Origin of the sequence: Paenibacillus sp. B-A-8, from assembly GCF_048572915.1 — a bacterium.
Lineage (GTDB): Bacteria > Bacillota > Bacilli > Paenibacillales > Paenibacillaceae > Paenibacillus_AQ.
This window is the reverse complement of record NZ_CP183882.1, coordinates 4217530-4234376: the sequence shown is the minus strand read 5'-3', so window position 1 is coordinate 4234376 and position 16847 is coordinate 4217530. Positions and strand designations below refer to the sequence as shown.

Annotated in this window: 16 protein-coding genes; all 16 read left to right on the top strand. The window is 44.5% G+C overall.

The annotated features are described in order from the left end of the window. Window positions 1–11 precede the first annotated feature (11 nt). The 16 genes from rbfA (at window position 12) to ACN6MV_RS18835 (ending at window position 16769) form a co-directional block, all read left to right on the top strand. Complete coding sequence (rbfA, locus tag ACN6MV_RS18910) at window positions 12–359, top strand: 30S ribosome-binding factor RbfA (RefSeq protein WP_042128856.1); 348 nt, start codon at window positions 12–14, stop codon at window positions 357–359. Between the two features lie 70 nt (window positions 360–429). Further along, entirely contained in the window at window positions 430–1407 is a 978-nt protein-coding gene (locus tag ACN6MV_RS18905; RefSeq protein ID WP_042128854.1) for a DHH family phosphoesterase, read from the top strand. Beyond that, a complete protein-coding gene (gene truB / locus ACN6MV_RS18900) occupies window positions 1404–2318 on the top strand; it encodes a tRNA pseudouridine(55) synthase TruB (RefSeq protein ID WP_042128852.1) in 915 nt (304 codons plus the stop codon). The genes ACN6MV_RS18905 and truB overlap by 4 nt, the downstream gene beginning before the upstream one ends. 37 nt (window positions 2319–2355) lie before the next feature. Next, window positions 2356–3303, top strand: a complete 948-nt coding sequence (locus ACN6MV_RS18895; protein ID WP_042128851.1) for a bifunctional riboflavin kinase/FAD synthetase — start codon at window positions 2356–2358, stop codon at window positions 3301–3303. A 148-nt stretch (window positions 3304–3451) separates the two neighbouring features. Continuing rightward, window positions 3452–3721 carry a 30S ribosomal protein S15 gene (gene rpsO / locus ACN6MV_RS18890; protein ID WP_036656390.1) on the top strand — a complete coding sequence of 90 codons (270 nt, stop codon included), beginning with the start codon at window positions 3452–3454 and terminating at the stop codon, window positions 3719–3721. A 392-nt stretch (window positions 3722–4113) separates the two neighbouring features. Further along, entirely contained in the window at window positions 4114–6216 is a 2103-nt protein-coding gene (pnp, locus tag ACN6MV_RS18885; protein ID WP_042189411.1) for a polyribonucleotide nucleotidyltransferase, read from the top strand. Between the two features lie 247 nt (window positions 6217–6463). Continuing rightward, complete coding sequence (locus ACN6MV_RS18880) at window positions 6464–7447, top strand: polysaccharide deacetylase family protein (RefSeq protein ID WP_419884625.1); 984 nt, start codon at window positions 6464–6466, stop codon at window positions 7445–7447. A 76-nt stretch (window positions 7448–7523) separates the two neighbouring features. Further along, window positions 7524–8792: a M16 family metallopeptidase gene (locus ACN6MV_RS18875; RefSeq protein ID WP_419884624.1), complete on the top strand. Its 1269-nt coding sequence runs from the start codon at window positions 7524–7526 to the stop codon at window positions 8790–8792. Beyond that, a complete protein-coding gene (gene dut, locus ACN6MV_RS18870) occupies window positions 8767–9213 on the top strand; it encodes a dUTP diphosphatase (RefSeq protein ID WP_419884623.1) in 447 nt (148 codons plus the stop codon). Before ACN6MV_RS18875 ends, dut begins: the two co-directional genes overlap by 26 nt. 194 nt (window positions 9214–9407) lie before the next feature. Further along, complete coding sequence (gene dpsA / locus ACN6MV_RS18865) at window positions 9408–10304, top strand: dipicolinate synthase subunit DpsA (RefSeq protein WP_042128839.1); 897 nt, start codon at window positions 9408–9410, stop codon at window positions 10302–10304. A gap of 1 nt (window position 10305) precedes the next feature. After that, window positions 10306–10902: a dipicolinate synthase subunit B gene (locus tag ACN6MV_RS18860; RefSeq protein ID WP_042128837.1), complete on the top strand. Its 597-nt coding sequence runs from the start codon at window positions 10306–10308 to the stop codon at window positions 10900–10902. A 357-nt stretch (window positions 10903–11259) separates the two neighbouring features. Then, entirely contained in the window at window positions 11260–12483 is a 1224-nt protein-coding gene (dapG, locus tag ACN6MV_RS18855) for an aspartate kinase (protein WP_042128835.1), read from the top strand. A 16-nt stretch (window positions 12484–12499) separates the two neighbouring features. Continuing rightward, window positions 12500–13375 carry a 4-hydroxy-tetrahydrodipicolinate synthase gene (dapA, locus tag ACN6MV_RS18850; RefSeq protein WP_419884622.1) on the top strand — a complete coding sequence of 292 codons (876 nt, stop codon included), beginning with the start codon at window positions 12500–12502 and terminating at the stop codon, window positions 13373–13375. A 510-nt stretch (window positions 13376–13885) separates the two neighbouring features. Beyond that, entirely contained in the window at window positions 13886–15565 is a 1680-nt protein-coding gene (locus ACN6MV_RS18845) for a ribonuclease J (RefSeq protein ID WP_042128831.1), read from the top strand. A 215-nt stretch (window positions 15566–15780) separates the two neighbouring features. Beyond that, window positions 15781–16560 carry a ClpP family protease gene (locus ACN6MV_RS18840; protein ID WP_170880299.1) on the top strand — a complete coding sequence of 260 codons (780 nt, stop codon included), beginning with the start codon at window positions 15781–15783 and terminating at the stop codon, window positions 16558–16560. Further along, window positions 16557–16769: a YlzJ-like family protein gene (locus tag ACN6MV_RS18835; protein WP_042128829.1), complete on the top strand. Its 213-nt coding sequence runs from the start codon at window positions 16557–16559 to the stop codon at window positions 16767–16769. Before ACN6MV_RS18840 ends, ACN6MV_RS18835 begins: the two co-directional genes overlap by 4 nt. Window positions 16770–16847 lie beyond the last annotated feature (78 nt).

Sequence of the window (16847 nt, the reverse complement as noted above, 5' to 3'; positions counted from 1 at the left end):
GGTGAATATAGATGTCTAAAATTAGAGCAGGACGAGTGGGCGAGCAGATCAAGAAAGAGCTTAGTCAACTTATCCAAAGCGGACTGAAAGACCCTCGAATCGGTTTTGTAACTGTAACTGGCGTAGACGTGACTAACGATCTGTCGCAAGCGAAAGTATACCTAAGCGTGTTCGGGGATGAAGAACAGAAGTCAGGCTCACTAAAAGCGATTGAAAAAGCAAATGGTTTTCTTCGCTCTGAGCTTGGCAAGGCGATTCGCCTTCGGCACACACCGGAACTGATCTTCAAGATCGATGAATCTGTCGCTTACGGCAGTCACATTGAGAAACTTCTCGGAGAGCTTCACAAGAACGATTAGAAATCGGTACTAAAAGGAGTTCAAAATAGCTTAAGGCTATTTTGAACAACCTTTATAAAGGAGACGGCGAATGCAGAGCTATGAACAAAGTCTCCAGCAGACCCGTGAGTTTCTGCTGGAACACGACGATTACCTTGTAGTGTCGCATGTTCAGCCGGACGGAGATGCAGTCAGCTCCACCCTAGCGGTGGGCTGGCTTCTCTCATGTCTGGGCAAAAAATACACTATGCTGAATGAAGGACCGATACCGAAGCGGATGGAATACTTATGGCATTCGGATGAAATCATCAATATGGCCTCTAGTGAACCGCCCCGTCAATACAGCAATGTGATCTGTGTGGATTGTGCTGATTTTCAGCGAGTAGGGCTGACCCATCGCTATTTTGCGAATGATGCTCTAATCCTGAATATTGACCATCACCCAACTAATAACGGTTATGGACTTGTGAATTTAATCAAACCGGATGCTGCTGCGACTGCGGAAATTTTGTTCGATCTGCTAAAGACGTTCGAGATTACATGGGACATCGATATTGCTACAGCAATATACACAGGTCTCTTGACAGATACTGGTGGATTTCGATATACCAACACATCACCTAAAGTAATGGCGGCCGTATCCGAACTGCTTTCATATGGTGTTAACGGTCCTGAACTGGCTGAGACCTTACTTGAAGAAATGACATTGCCACAGATTAAAATTCTAAATAAAGCGTTAAATACTCTTCAATTATCACCCGAAGGGAATATTGCCTGGCTGTATGTTACACCTGAGGATATGATCGAATGTGCTGCTGCGAATGAAGATTTAGAAGGAATCGTGAACTACCCTCGTAATATTCGAGGTGTGGAAGTAGGAATTCTGTTCAAGGTCATTCATGAACATGCAGTTAAGGTTAGTTTGCGTTCTGCTGGTAAGGTGGACGTGGCTGATCTAGCGCAAACGTTTGGAGGTGGCGGTCATACCCGTGCTGCAGGTGCGCGTATAGAAGCTACACTTGAAGAGGCAATAGCTCAGGTGCTTGAGGAGGTTAGACGTCATTTATGAGTGAATTAGAAGGTGTACTGGCGGTTTACAAGCCGGCAGGCTTCACTTCACATGATGTTGTAGCCAAGGCGCGTCGTATTCTCGGTATGAAACGGATCGGACATACGGGAACGCTTGATCCTCAGGTGACAGGCGTACTGCCGCTTTGTCTGGGTCGTGCTACTCGTGTTGTGGAGTATATTCAGGAGTTGCCTAAAGAATATGTGGCTACACTGAGACTGGGGATGTCCAGTGATACCGAGGACTTAACAGGGACTATTACAGAAACTGTTGATGAGGTGCATGTAACTGAAGAAGAAATTCTATCAGTGCTTGCTTCATTTAAAGGTGTTATTTCTCAGGTTCCTCCGATGTATTCTGCGGTTAAAGTTGACGGAAAACGTCTTTATGAGCTGGCAAGAGAAGGCAAAACCGTTGAACGTAAAAGCCGTGAAGTAGAGATTTATGAAATTGAAATGACGGATATGACTTGGGAAGGCAATCATCCAGATATCACCTTCCGGGTGCTGTGCTCAAAGGGCACGTACATTCGTACTCTCTGCGTCGATATCGGACGAGCACTTGGACTGCCGGGTGTGATGGTAAAGCTTGAGAGAACGATGTCGGCAGGGATTTCTGCTAGTCATTGTCTTACGCTAGAGGATATTGCGACTCACAAGGAAGCCGGAACATTGGAAGATCATTTAATCGCTGCAGACGAAGCCATTTCTCATATGCCAAAGCACACTGTAATGGATGAGAAAAAGAAGGCAGCCTTGCAGGGGCAGCGTTTGTCCTCGCGATTTATCGCTCCAGAGGTGAAGACGAACAGTCAATTTCGGCTATACGATCTTCAAGGTGGATTTCTTGGCATTTATGAATTGGAAGATACAGGTGCAATTGCTCCAGTGAAGGTGTTTGCACAAGCTTAAATCAATTTTACCAAGTGAATTGTAGGTGAGAAACAGCGTGAGAACCGTAACGTTAACCTATCCGATGTCTCCGGAGACTGCTGCAGAGTGGGCTCAGCCTCAAGTGGCTGCTCTAGGGCAGTTTGACGGATTGCATCGTGGACATGCTAGCGTCATTACATCCGCTGTGGCCTTAGCCCGTAAACAAGGTGTACCGGCCGCAGTCCTTACATTTCATCCCCATCCTAAAGATGTTATGGGTAAGGGTGATTATGAAGGGTATTTGACGCCACCCGTAGAAAAGCAGGAGATTCTAGCTAGTATGGGTGTCGATATCTTATATGTTATTGAATTTAATGAGCAGCTTTCCCGTGTAAGTCCACAAAATTTTGTCTCTGTTATGCTTTTGCCGCTACATATTGTAACTGCAGTTGTCGGCTTTGACTTTCGTTTTGGTTATCAAGGTGAAGGCGATGTTGAGATGCTTCGCAAGCTGGGTGAAGGTGTTATGAATGTAGAGGTTGCTCCCCCTTTTCTGCTTGAAGGAGAAAAGGTCAGCAGCTCAGGCATTCGCAAAAGTCTCCAAAACGGGGATTTAGAGCTGGCAAACTCCTGGTTCGGACGTTGTTATTATCTTCGTGGTGAAGTGGGTCATGGTGAGAAGAGAGGTCGCACAATTGGTTTTCCAACGGCGAATTTGAAGCTCAGTGCTCATTTTGTAATACCAACTAAAGGTGTTTATGCCGTCCGAGTCTTTTATAAGGATAAAGTTCTTTACGGGGTTATGAATGTGGGCGTTAAACCTACTTTTCATGACGGTGTTTTGACTCCAAGCTTTGAGGTTCATCTGTTTGACTTCGAAGGAGACTTGTATGATCAAGAGCTCAAGGTAGAATTAGTATCTTACATTCGTCCTGAACGGAAATTCGAATCTATAGATGCGTTGATCACTCAAATTGGTGAGGATGCAGAAACCGCAAAGAAGATTTTGGGGTATAATCTATAGTCATCCCGGACAAGCCGTTTACTTTTGTTAATGGAGATGCTATACTAATAAACGTTGCTGGCTTACAGCATCATAACCTTAGCTTGGTTGCACGTTCTCACCGACGGTGACGAGGCTAGTGGCGATTATATTGAAGGAGGTGAACAGGATGGCATTGACTCAAGAACGTAAACATCAATTGATCGACGAGCACAAAACTCACGAATCCGATACTGGATCCCCTGAGGTGCAAGTTGCTATCCTAACGGAGAACATCGTTAATTTGACTGACCACTTGCGTACGCACAAGAAAGATCATCACTCCCGTCGCGGATTGTTGAAAATGGTTGGACAACGTCGTAAACTTCTGGCGTATTTGAAAAACAAAGACATCAGACGTTACAGCGCCCTGATCGAAAGACTGGGATTGCGTCGTTAATTTTCCATAAGATAACCCTTAAAGCAGCCTGGTTGTATACCGTATGTCCTTCTCGGAGCGACAGCGGGACAGCTGGGTTGCTTTTTGAAAATTTAGGGAAAACTTTATAGCAAGACTGATGAGATTATTCGTAAAAACGGCGACTGTACTTCATCTGTAAGACTTAGCCGTTTCTTCTTATATGCATACAGAACAGGCTACATACCTTAAATTATAAGAAAGTATAAGTTTCATGCTATACTTTATCCTTATAATTCTCGCATAAACGCTACCGTCCTTATAAGGACGCCGAAGGCGTTTTTAGCTTGGGGACAAGCCTTTCCGATTCATTAGATCGATATGTGAACCTGCAATATTTGACTGCGGGTCTACTACTATTCAAGGAGGTATTTATGGAAAAACGTGTAGAAATGCAGCTAGGCGGAAGACGCCTTGTGCTGGAAACGGGCCGACTAGCTAAACAAGCAAACGCAGCCGTTATGGTGCGTTATGGGGATACTTCGGTATTATGTACCGTTACGGCTTCGAAAGAGCCGAAGGACCTGGATTTTTTCCCGCTTACAGTTAACTATGAGGAAAGATTATATGCGGTAGGTAAAATTCCGGGCGGATTTATTAAACGGGAAGGCAGACCGAGTGAGAAAGCGATTCTGTCCAGCCGTTTGACTGACCGTCCAATCAGACCACTGTTCCCTGAAGGTTTCCGTAACGATGTTCAGGTATTGAACATGGTAATGAGTGTGGATCAGGACTGCGCACCAGATATTGCTGCTATGATCGGTACTTCAGCTGCACTTAGTATTTCCGATGTGCCTTTTGATGGACCAATTGGCGGCGTTGCTGTAGGTCGGATTAATGGAGAGTTTGTGATCAATCCGGATATGGCTCAGCAAGCAATCAGTGATATTTATGTAGTGGTTGCTGGAACGAAGGAAGCAATCATGATGGTTGAAGCAGAAGCGAACGAAGTGACGGAAGATGTGATGCTCGAAGCGATTATGTTCGGTCATGATGAAATCCGTAAGATCGTTGCAACCATTGAAGAACTGGTCAAAGTGGCTGGTAAAGAAAAAATGGCTGTGAAGCTGCATGCAGTGAATGCTGACGTGAATACTGAGGTCCGTGCATTTGCTGAGGCTCGTCTGGTGGAAGCCGTTAAAATTGCTGAAAAACATGCTCGTCAGGAAGCGATTGATGTCGTTAATGATGAAGCGGTTGCGTATTTCGTAGAGAAGTACATAGAAGCACCGGAGCTTCTGAAAGATGTTAAAGAAGTCCTACATGATATCGTGAAGGATGAAGTAAGACGTCTAATCACGCATGATAAGGTTCGTCCAGATGGACGTAAACTTGATGAAATCCGTCCGATTGAATGTGATACAAGCCTGTTGCCGCGTACACACGGTTCCGGTCTGTTCACACGTGGACAAACACAAATCCTTAGCGTTTGTACCCTTGGAGCTCTAGGTGATGTACAAATCCTCGACGGAATCGATCCTACTGAAACGAAACGTTTCATGCACCATTACAACTTCCCGCCGTTCAGCGTAGGGGAAGCTCGTCCGCTTAGAGCACCAGGACGTCGTGAAATCGGTCACGGAGCACTTGGAGAACGTGCATTATCCAAGGTAATTCCTAGTGAAACTGAATTCCCGTACACGATTCGTCTAGTATCAGAAGCGATTGAATCTAACGGTTCTACCTCCCAGGCAAGTATCTGTGCCAGCATTCTGGCTATGATGGACGCTGGTGTGCCAATCAAAGCACCAGTAGCCGGAGTAGCAATGGGTCTGATCAAAGACGGAGATCATGTCTCCATCCTGACGGATATTCAAGGTATGGAAGATCATCTCGGAGATATGGACTTCAAGGTAGCTGGTACAGCAGAAGGTGTTACAGCTATTCAAATGGACATTAAGATTGCCGGTATCGACCGCAACATTCTTCAAGATGCACTTCAGCAGGCTAAAGAAGGCCGTCTGTTCATCTTGGACAAAATGAATGAAGCGATCTCTGCGCCAAGACCTAATCTGTCCAAATATGCTCCAAAAATCATTATTATCAACATCAATCCGGACAAAATCCGTGATGTTATCGGTGCTGGTGGTAAGATTATCAATAAAATTATTGAAGAAACCGGCGTGAAAATCGACATCGAACAAGATGGCCGTGTCTTTATCGGTTCTTCAGATGAAGAAATGATCCAAAAGGCTCGTTCGATTATCGAAGGTCTTGTGCGTGAAGTACAAGTCGGAGAAATCTATGTGGGTACAGTTAGACGTATTGAGAAATTTGGTGCATTTGTTGAACTTATTCCGGGCAAAGACGGATTGGTACACATTTCCCAATTGTCTACTGAGCGTGTAGCTAAGGTAGAAGATGTTGTTGCTATTGGTGACACCATTACCGTTAAAGTTACCGAGATCGATCCACAAGGCCGGGTTAACCTGTCTCGTAAAGCAGTGTTGACTTCGGAAACTGGAGCTAAAGCGTAAGTTTGATCTTAGTAATAACCTTTACTAAAGGGATCTAATTTCATTATTAAAAGAGACAGAAGCGATTTACGTTCTGGCTCTTTTTTTATATGAACGATGCTGGAAAACTGTAGCAAACATTCCTATCTATTAGTCTTGTATCTGTTCATGACATAAATTCCTCCCTTGTCTCATAGATTGGGACAAAGTGTCTTTGTAATCGTGTGGAACGAACCTGAAATTCGTTTCTATCGGGGAGGAAGTCGTCATGAAGACGGAAAAGGTGGCATTAGTGGTTGCTTGTTTAGCAATCGTGATAGGAATTGGCAGCACGCAGGGGCCGGTCAAGGACATGCTTGCACAATTGAAACCGCAGGATGAGCTTGCAGTGTGGAAGGATATCCCTAAGGCGGCGAACAATGATCTTCGTCTGAGGATTGAGACCGCAGCGGCTAAGCTAAATGCGCCTCCAGTGGATGCCGTGGTTGATCGGGTCTGGAAAGCCATTCCGGGCTATAACGGACTTGAGGTTGATGTAGAGAGTACCTATCGGAATGCTCTTTTGGCGCCAAAAGAACCCATTAAGTTTGTGTATCGACAGATCGAACCAAAAGTATCGCTTAATGAACTGGGAGCAGAGCCTATATATCGCGGAAATCCGGCGAAACCGATGGTTTCACTGATGATTAATGTGGCTTGGGGAAATCAGTACATTGTGCCAATGCTGGATATTCTGGATGAAGAGAACGTGAAAGTTACGTTTTTTCTGGATGGAAGCTGGTTGAGTAAAAATCCGGAGCTTGCTGCAGAAATGCTAAAGCGTGGTCATGAGATGGAGAATCACGCGTATACCCACCCCAATATGAGTACCTTAAGTCGAGCGCGGGCTACCGTAGAAATTGAGAAGACACAAAAGCTGTTAAAGGAATCGCTTGGAGTCACTAATAAATGGTTCGCGCCTCCATCAGGTGATTTCGATCAAGAGACAGTAGAAATTGCTAGCAGTTTGGGCTTAAAGACCGTACTCTGGACTGTGGATACAGTGGATTGGCGCAATCCTGCTCCTGAATCCATTGTTGCCAAAATCACAAATAAAGCTGAACCCGGTACACTTGTTCTAATGCATCCGACTGCCTCATCCTCCAAGGCGCTGAAGGCCATGATACGCGGGATAAAGGCAAAAGGGTTACAGCTAGGTACAGTTAGCCAAACACTCTCAGCGGAGCGTCTAATCCCCTCTGATGTTGAGTGAGTGATCTATTTCTGGTAGGATTATAGGCACGTGTATTAATTTAGATAGAACATGGCTATTGCCAGGAGGACTTGAAGTGGAAAAAATAGTATTATCCAATGGATTGCGAGTAGTAATGGAAAAAATTCCGACAGGCCGATCCGTTTCATTCGGCATCTGGGTAAAGACAGGTTCGCGGAATGAAAACCCTGGAAACAACGGGATATCCCATTTTGTAGAACATATGCTTTTTAAAGGTACAGACCGATATAGTGCTAAGGACATCGCCGAGCAGTTCGATGCTATTGGCGGCAATGTAAATGCATTTACCTCTAAGGAATACACTTGCTATTATGCAAAAGTACTGGATGAGCATCTGCCTATCGCAGTAGATGTGTTAGCAGATATGTTCTTCCGTTCACGTATGGATGCTGAAGAGCTGGAGAAAGAAAAGAATGTCATCCTTGAAGAAATTTCTATGTGCGAGGACACACCAGACGATCTTGTACATGATTTGATGTGTGCTGCTGCTTACAAGGATCATCCGCTTGCGTATTCTATCCTTGGCTTAAAGGAACGGCTAGAGGAGATGAAGCCAGATGATCTTCGTGCTTACATGAAAGAGCAGTATACGATTGAGAATACGGTAATAAGTGTAGCGGGCAACATCAGCGATGGACTGATTGAGCTGCTGGAGAAGCATTTTGGTTCTTTTGCTAATCATGGCACATCTGCGCCGCTGACTCCACCGGATTATTATGGGGAAATGTTGTTCCACCGCAAGAAAACAGAACAGAATCATATTTGTCTTTCCTTACCAGGGGTCCGTTCTGGCGATCCATTACAATATGCTATGGTGCTTATTAATAATGCCATTGGTGGTGGGATGAGCTCACGGATGTTCCAAGAGATTCGTGAAAAACGGGGCCTAGCCTATTCTGTATATTCATACCATAGTTCTCAAGCGGATTCTGGATTGTTCACGGTCTATGCTGGAACAGCACCAAAGCAAACCAAGGATGTAATGGAGCTTATTAAAGAAATGATGTACGAACTCGCTACTAAGGGCCTCAGTGAAGATGAATTGAGAAAAGGCAAGGAGCAGCTTAAAGGTAGCCTCATTCTTAGCCTTGAAAGTACTAGTAGCCGGATGAATCGTATCGGAAAAAATGAACTTATGCTCGGAAAACACAACACATTAGACGATATGATCGCTAAGATTCAGTTAGTTACGATGGACAATATCAACAGTGTGCTTGATAATATGTTTGCTGAGCCGCTTTCTTTAGCGATGGTAGGTTCAACAGATAAAGCTATTGCAAATGTTAGGAGAGATGATCTTGTCTTATTACGTACAAATCAATAAACTAGCTGGAAACGAGGATGTTAATCTTCCTTGTAAAATGTCAGAACAGGCTTCCGGGTATGACCTTTATGCCGCTGTTGAAAACGAAGTTGTTCTTGCACCTGGAGAACGTGCATTAATTCCAACTGGCATATCATTAGCTATGCCAGACGGATTAGAAGCTCAGATTCGTCCAAGAAGTGGACTAGCCTTGAAGCATGGGATTACTTGTTTGAACACACCAGGAACGATTGATGCTGATTATCGTGGAGAGATCAAAGTGTTGTTGATCAATCTAGGCCAGGAGTCGTTTGCGATTGCTCGTAATGAGCGTATTGCCCAAATGGTATTTCAAGCGGTACCAGTGGTGAATTTGGTTGAAGTTGATACTCTATCCGAAACTGAACGTGGCGCTGGAGGCTTCGGTCACACTGGAAAATAATACAAATCATTAAAAAGCTTGCGAATCTATGCCTAATCGGCGTGATTTGTGAGCTTTTTTTGTTCAAATATGACAAATTATAAGTTTCACATTTAAGCCTGCATAGTAATTCTTCTCCGCTTTTCACCCATTAAGAATGCCCAGCATAAGATGCTCTATAGTCGATAGTGTATGTTGAAAGGAGCGTCATCCCTATGCTTACTGGCGTCAGGATCGTGTTCCTGGGCGGGGACGCGAGACAGCTTGAAGTGATTCGGAAATGTGTGGAATTGGATGCGACGGTAAGCGCTGCCGGGTTCGATAAGTGGGAAGCCCCTTGCCCGGGGGTTAGCCTAGAACAGATGTCGGTAGAGCTGCTTAGTAATGCAGATGTATTAGTGTTGCCTACAGTTGGTTGTGATGACGAAGGGAATATCAGTGCTCTATTTTCTTCTGATCGCTTGATGCTCTTGGAGGAACATTTTACTGCTCTGCCACCCCATTGTTTGGTGTATAGCGGTATGGCCAAAAGCTACTTGCGCAGCATGTGCGCTAAGCATTCATTAAAGTTAATTGAATTGCTTAATCGTGATGATGTAGCCATTTATAACTCCATCCCAACAGCGGAAGGAGCACTGGTTATGGCCATACAGAACACGGATTTTACTATTCACAGTTCCAAATCGATGGTACTGGGCTTAGGCAGAACAGGTTTTACGATGGCAAGAAGTTTGCAAGGACTGGGTGCTAGTGTTAAAGCCGGAGTTAGAAAACAGGAACATTATGCACGAGCAGAGGAAATGGGCTGGAAGCCTTTTATGACCAGTGAACTGTTGCTTCATGTGCCGGATGTTGATCTGATATTTAATACAATTCCAAGTATGATCATCACCGCACAAGTACTCTCACGAATCTCACCGCATTGCTTAATTGTCGACCTGGCTTCCGCTCCAGGTGGATGTGACTTTCGTTATGCTGAGAAAAGAGGAATTAAAGCGATGCTGGCACCTGGACTCCCTGGCATTGTAGCTCCTAAAAGCGCTGGGATTATTATGGCAAATGCGCTGGTTCAGTCGATATCGGACGAGGCTTTAATCAAGGGGGACGAATAAAATGGATTGGCACGGAAAAACAGTAGGGTATGCGATTACCGGATCTCACTGCACGTTTGCTGAGGTAATGCCGCAAATTCAACGCTTCGTGGACGGGGGAGCAAACGTAGTGCCCATAGTTTCAGCATCCGTACTAGGGACCGACACCCGCTTTGGAACATCGCAAAATTGGCTAAAACAGTTGAAAGATATAACAGGTAATGATATCATTTCTACAATTGTTGAAGCGGAACCGCTGGGTCCTTCCAAGCTGCTGGATGTGCTTACAATAGCACCTTGCACTGGAAATACAACGAGTAAATTAGCAAATGCTATGACCGATAGTCCAGTGCTCATGGCTGCAAAATCGCAGATGCGCAATGGACGTCCACTTGTTCTGGCGATATCTACCAATGATGGCTTAGGTCTTAATGCAGCAAATATTGCTAAGCTTCTAGTGGCCAAACATATTTATTTTGTGCCATTCGGACAGGATAACCCTGAGGGCAAACCTAACTCGTTAGTAGCGCGTATGGATCTTATCCCAGAAGCTTGCTATGCCGCTTTGCAAGGTAAACAACTACAGCCGATGATTGTTGAAAAGTTTCACTCTGTCTAGATTAGGGCGGAATCGGTAGAATTAGTTGCGGTCAATAAAAGGGGAGATGTACCAAATGAGCAATGAGAAGTTACATGCCGCCGTGGTCAGAGTTACCTCTTAATCAAGAGACACGGCCGTTAACGCTCAAAGCCAAGATCTGCCATACCCATTGCTGAGATCATTGCTACCAAAACAATATAAGCACTACTGCTACCGTCCTCATTTAGAGGGCGGTACAACCATTTTTCAAAATATTAGAACTTTACTTAAGAAATAAGCTTACGTACTGTAATGGAATTTCTCGTTTAGAAACGATATTAGTTCTGTTTACGAATGATTAGTGTGTTTGCTTTAACAATAATGGAGGAATTATACATGGGTATTCTGGTACAAAAATTCGGAGGAACATCACTTTCAACACCACAAGCTAGAGAGCACGTAATTCGTAACGTCAAACGGGAGCTCGCAAGCGGTTATAGTTTGGTCATCGTAGTTTCGGCTATGGGCCGACGCGGAGAACCTTATGCAACAGACACTCTACTGGATTGGGCTGTGCAGAATGGAGATGCATTACCTGAGCGTGAGAAGGATCTCTTGATGTGCTGTGGTGAGATTATCTCTGCGACTACACTTTGTGGACTGCTGGAGAATGAAGGGATTGCTTCAACCGTATTAACGGGAGCTCAGGCTGGGTTTATGACAGATAGTAACTATGGCAATGCAAGAATCCTAGATGTGCGTCCTGAACGAATTCTCCGCGAACTGCGTGAAGACAAAGTGGTTATAGTGACGGGGTTCCAAGGACAGACTGAAGCTGGTGACTTGACGACTTTGGGACGTGGAGGAAGTGATACCTCTGCTACTGCTTTGGGTGCTGCTCTTCATGCAGATATGGTTGATATCTATACAGATGTGAACGGGATTCTTACAGCAGATCCGCGGATCGTTGAAGATGCAAAACCGCTAACGTATGTTAGTTATACAGAAATTTGTAACATGGCTCATCAAGGAGCAAAAGTAATCCATCCACGTGCGGTTGAGATTGCTATGCAGGCACAAATTCCAGTGCGAGTTCGTTCAACCTTTTCAGAGGCTGAAGGTACACTGGTTACGAATCCAGAAGGATTCAACGACATCCAGTCTGGTGGCATTGTAGATCGCTTCGTGACAGGGATTGCTTATGTTAGCAACGTTACCCAAATTTCTGTAGAGTGTCCAGACGGGAATGGTACGGGCGTTCAACTGCAAATTTTTAAAAGTATGGCCGACAACGGAATAAGCGTTGATTTTATTAATGTAACACCTACGGAAGCACTTTATACTGTGTTCGATGATAAATCAGAAAAGGCCATCTCGGTACTCCAGCAATTGGGTTTGCGTCCTAAGAGCTTATCAGGTTGCGCAAAAGTCTCCGTTATCGGGGGCGGAATTAACGGTGTGCCTGGTATTATGGCTCGCATTGTTGAGGCACTTAGCTCACAAAATATTCAGATTCTCCAATCCGCAGATTCGAATACAACGATTTGGGTGCTGGTGAAGAAAGAGGACATGGTGCAGTCCCTGCGTTCGCTGCATGCTATGTTTGAATTGCACCGCTGACAAGGAGGAATTCAAAGTGGATTTCGGAAGATTAATAACAGCCATGGTAACCCCCTTTGACGGGGATGGAGAAATCAACTGGGATGTAACTTCAGAGCTTGTCGATTATTTAATTGAGGAACAGAAAACAGAGGCGTTGGTTGTCTGCGGCACGACCGGAGAATCTCCAACGTTAAGTGATGAGGAGAAATTGCAGCTGTTTTCTTTTGTACTTGAGAAGGCGAATGGTCGCTGCAAAATCATCGCTGGGACAGGTAGCAATAATACGAAACATTCGATTCACCTCACGAAGGAAGCTGAGAAAATTGGTGTGGATGGCGTGCTATTGGTCGTCCCTTATTATAATAAGCCTAATCAGGAAGGGCTTTATCAGCATTTTTCCGCAATTGCTTCGGAGACTTCATTGCCAGTCATGTTGTATAACGTTCCAGGTCGCACGGGTGTAAGTATGAGCGTAGACACAACCCTACGACTTGCTGAAATTCCGAATATTGTTGCGACAAAAGAATGTGCATCTGTCGATCAAATTACACTTATTGCTTCTTCGTGTTCGGATGACTTTCGCGTATATACTGGTGATGATTCAGCAGGATTAGCTAGTCTAGCTGTTGGAGGATACGGAATTATCAGTGTAGCTAGTCACGTCGTTGGTGCACAGATGTCAGAAATGATCTACGCATACACCTCAGGAAACGTTCAACGAGCAGGAGAGATTCATCGGCATTTGTTCCCAATTTTCAAAGGATTGTTCGAATGTCCTCAACCTCTACCGAATCCTTCTGCGGTTAAATATGCTTTAGGTCTGAAGGGACTGTCTGTTGGAGGCGTCAGATTGCCGCTTATTTCACCTACAGAAGCTGAAGCGGCTTTTATTGAGGCATTATTTCAATAAGTGCTGATCAGTGATATTTTAGTATTTATACCGGCTTCTCCTTTGGAGAGCCGGTTTTTATTTTTATAATATTTTGCTGAAATATTGGGTCACATTTAAGGAAAGAATTTGGATACGCGACAGGGTGACTTGTCTTTTGCCAAAAAAATCATGTATAATGATCTTAAGTGACTGGGTGCGGTTAAAATTAAATATGCGGTAATCTTCCGTCAATGGTATACATTGTGAGACAGGATAGGTCCCAAGATGAGTCTGTGTAAATGATTGACATGTCTTCGCGCGAGGGGCGCGACGGTGAATTTTGACGGCATTTGTCCGCTTCAATATGAACTTTACTGCCCGGAATCGGGAGCTTTCGCATTGCGCATTTTACAGATATCAGGAATATCCTTGTTAATTAAGGAAGCTATCAGCTGTTTGAAGAATGTGTTCAGCGCCGCTGAAATAATCGAAGTTCAATATTTACCAATAAAAGTATGACGTCCAACATCATAGGAGGGTTAGATTCATTTGTCCAAAAAAAACAACAACGATAAATTGATGATTTTCGCATTGGGCGGAGTCGGAGAAATCGGGAAAAACATGTATGTCATTCAATATGGAGCTGACATAGTAGTCGTGGATTCGGGACTGAAGTTCCCGGAAGAAGATATGCTCGGTATTGATATTGTAATTCCTGATATCTCTTATTTGACAGAGAACCGTGACAAGGTAAGAGGGATTGTGCTTACCCACGGACACGAGGATCACATCGGTGGTCTCCCATATGTCCTGAAGAACTTGAATGTTCCGGTTTATGGAACAAGACTTACATTAGGCCTTGTAGAGAACAAATTGAAGGAAGCAAACTTGCTGGGTGACACCAAACGAATTTTGATCAATGAAGATTCAGAAATTCAACTTGGAAGCTCGCTCAAAGTTACGTTCTTCAGAACAAACCACAGTATTCCGGATTCCGTCGGTGTGTGCATAGAAACACCGGAAGGTAACGTAGTTCATACGGGAGATTTCAAATTTGACCACACTCCAGTCAACGGTCAATTTGCAAATCTGCATCGTATGGCTGAAATTGGTCAAAAGGGTGTACTTGCGCTTTTGTCGGATAGTACGAATGCTGAGAAACCAGGCTTTACCCCATCTGAGAAGAATGTCGGTATCGTTCTGGAAGACATTTTCCGCAAGGCTGAACAACGTGTCGTTGTAGCAACTTTTGCTTCCAACGTGCACCGTATTCAACAAGTGGTTAATGCAGCAGAATCCACAGGCCGTAAGATTACAGTAATTGGCCGTAGTATGGTAAACGTTGTATCCATCGCTTCTGAGCTTGGATATTTGAACGTACCAGATGGTATGCTGATTGAGCCTGAAGAAATGAACAGAATGGCAGCGAACCGTGTCGTTGTTCTTTGCACAGGCAGCCAAGGCGAGCCAATGTCCGCATTGACCCGTATGGCACGTTCCAGTCATCGTAAAGTAGATATCTTGCCTGGTGATACTGTTATCATTGCGGCAACACCGGTACCAGGTAACGAGAAATATGTAGGCCGTACCATTGATGAATTGTTCCGTCTTGGCGCTAACGTTATTTATAGCGGTTCCAATTCCGGCGTTCACGTATCCGGTCACGGTAGCCAGGAAGAGCTTAAACTTATGCTCAACCTGATGAAACCGAAATATTTCATTCCAATTCACGGTGAATATCGTATGCAGCGCAAACATGCCCTTTTGGCAGAATCTGTTGGCGTAGATTCTCAGAACATTTTCATTACTGAAATCGGTGAGATTGTGGAAATTCAAGGCGGTGCCGCTCGTAAAGCTGGTAAAGTAACGGCTGGTAACGTATTGATTGACGGTCTGGGTGTAGGTGATGTAGGTAATATTGTATTGCGTGACCGTAAACTGCTGTCTCAGGATGGTATTTTGGTTGTCGTGGTTACACTTAGCAAACAAAATGGTGCGATTGTCTCCGGACCTGACATCATTTCCCGTGGTTTCGTTTATGTTCGTGAGTCCGAAGGACTGCTCGACGAAGCGAACCGAATTGTTTCCAGTACATTGCAACGCCTGATGAGTGAGAAAGTAAATGAGTGGGCTTCGCTTAAAACAAGCGTAAAAGATTCGCTCGGTCGTTTCTTGTATGAGCAAACGCGTCGTAGACCGATGATTTTGCCAATTATCATGGAAGTGTAAGGAGAATTCTCCTTAAATAAATATATAGCTAGGGCATTGGCCCCTTTTCCCCGGAAATATTGGACGGTTTCTACGGGAAAAGGGGTTTTTGTATTGTTTATATTCACATCATAAGGAGAGGGTTGCATAATGCGGGGCCCTGAAATGTCATACTAATGAAAGTTAGTAAGGCTATAGCAGACCAGAGCTGCATAAGAAAAGGGAGAGCTGCGAAGATGAACTACATGGATGGATCAAATGGAGCAAAGAATGAGGAAGTTATACCACAAGAGGGAAATCCGAGCACAAATGAGAATATGCCGCCCAATACAATGGGTGCAATAAAAGAGCTTGGACAAACAGCGGTTCCTAGCGGTGAACCGGATATCTTTTGCATAACGATTATTGGTCAAATTGAGGGTCATATTGTTATGCCTCCTCAGAACAAAACAACAAAATATGAGCATATCATTCCGCAGCTGGTGGCAGCTGAACAAAATAAGAATATTAAAGGTCTGCTTATTATTTTAAATACTGTAGGTGGAGATGTCGAAGCTGGTCTAGCGATTGCCGAAATGATTTCTTCTCTCTCTAAACCGACAGTAACAGTTGTCATTGGAGGAGGACATAGTATTGGCGTTCCAATCGCTGTATCCTCTACGTATTCGATTATTGCGGAAAGTGCAACGATGACGATTCATCCGATTCGTATGAATGGTTTGGTAATCGGTGTGCCACAAACGTTCGAATATATGGAGAAAATGCAGGAGAGGGTAGTAAAATTCGTCACTTCTCATTCTCGGATTTCTGAGGATCAGTTCCGTGACTTGATGTTTAAGACGGGTGAGCTCAATCGTGACATTGGAACCGCCGTTGGGGGACTCGATGCCGTTAAATATGGGCTCATGGATGAGGTAGGCGGGATCGGAGCGGCCTTAGCACATCTTAACCGCATGATTGGTGGAGATTTCTCTGCAGCGCCTACTGCAGCAATTTCGGGAGGGCTTACGCAATGACACTTTATACGATAATGTCGATGGAACAGGTGTGGGAAGGGGCATTTAATAATTACGCTACAACGCGAGAAGTTAGTGTTCAAGGGATGCTAATGCAGGTTGAGCCAATGGAGGAAGGACGCGCTCGCATAGTAAGATTGCTGGATTGTCCTTTGGAGCGTTATTTGGATCCATCGTTCTCTCCTGGAGCGATAATTACGTTAACATAAAGATTCATTTTCTGACAAAAGAGAACATAGGTACGCCACGCCATTATATGGTATAATGTTGTTCCGGGGGTGGCTGGC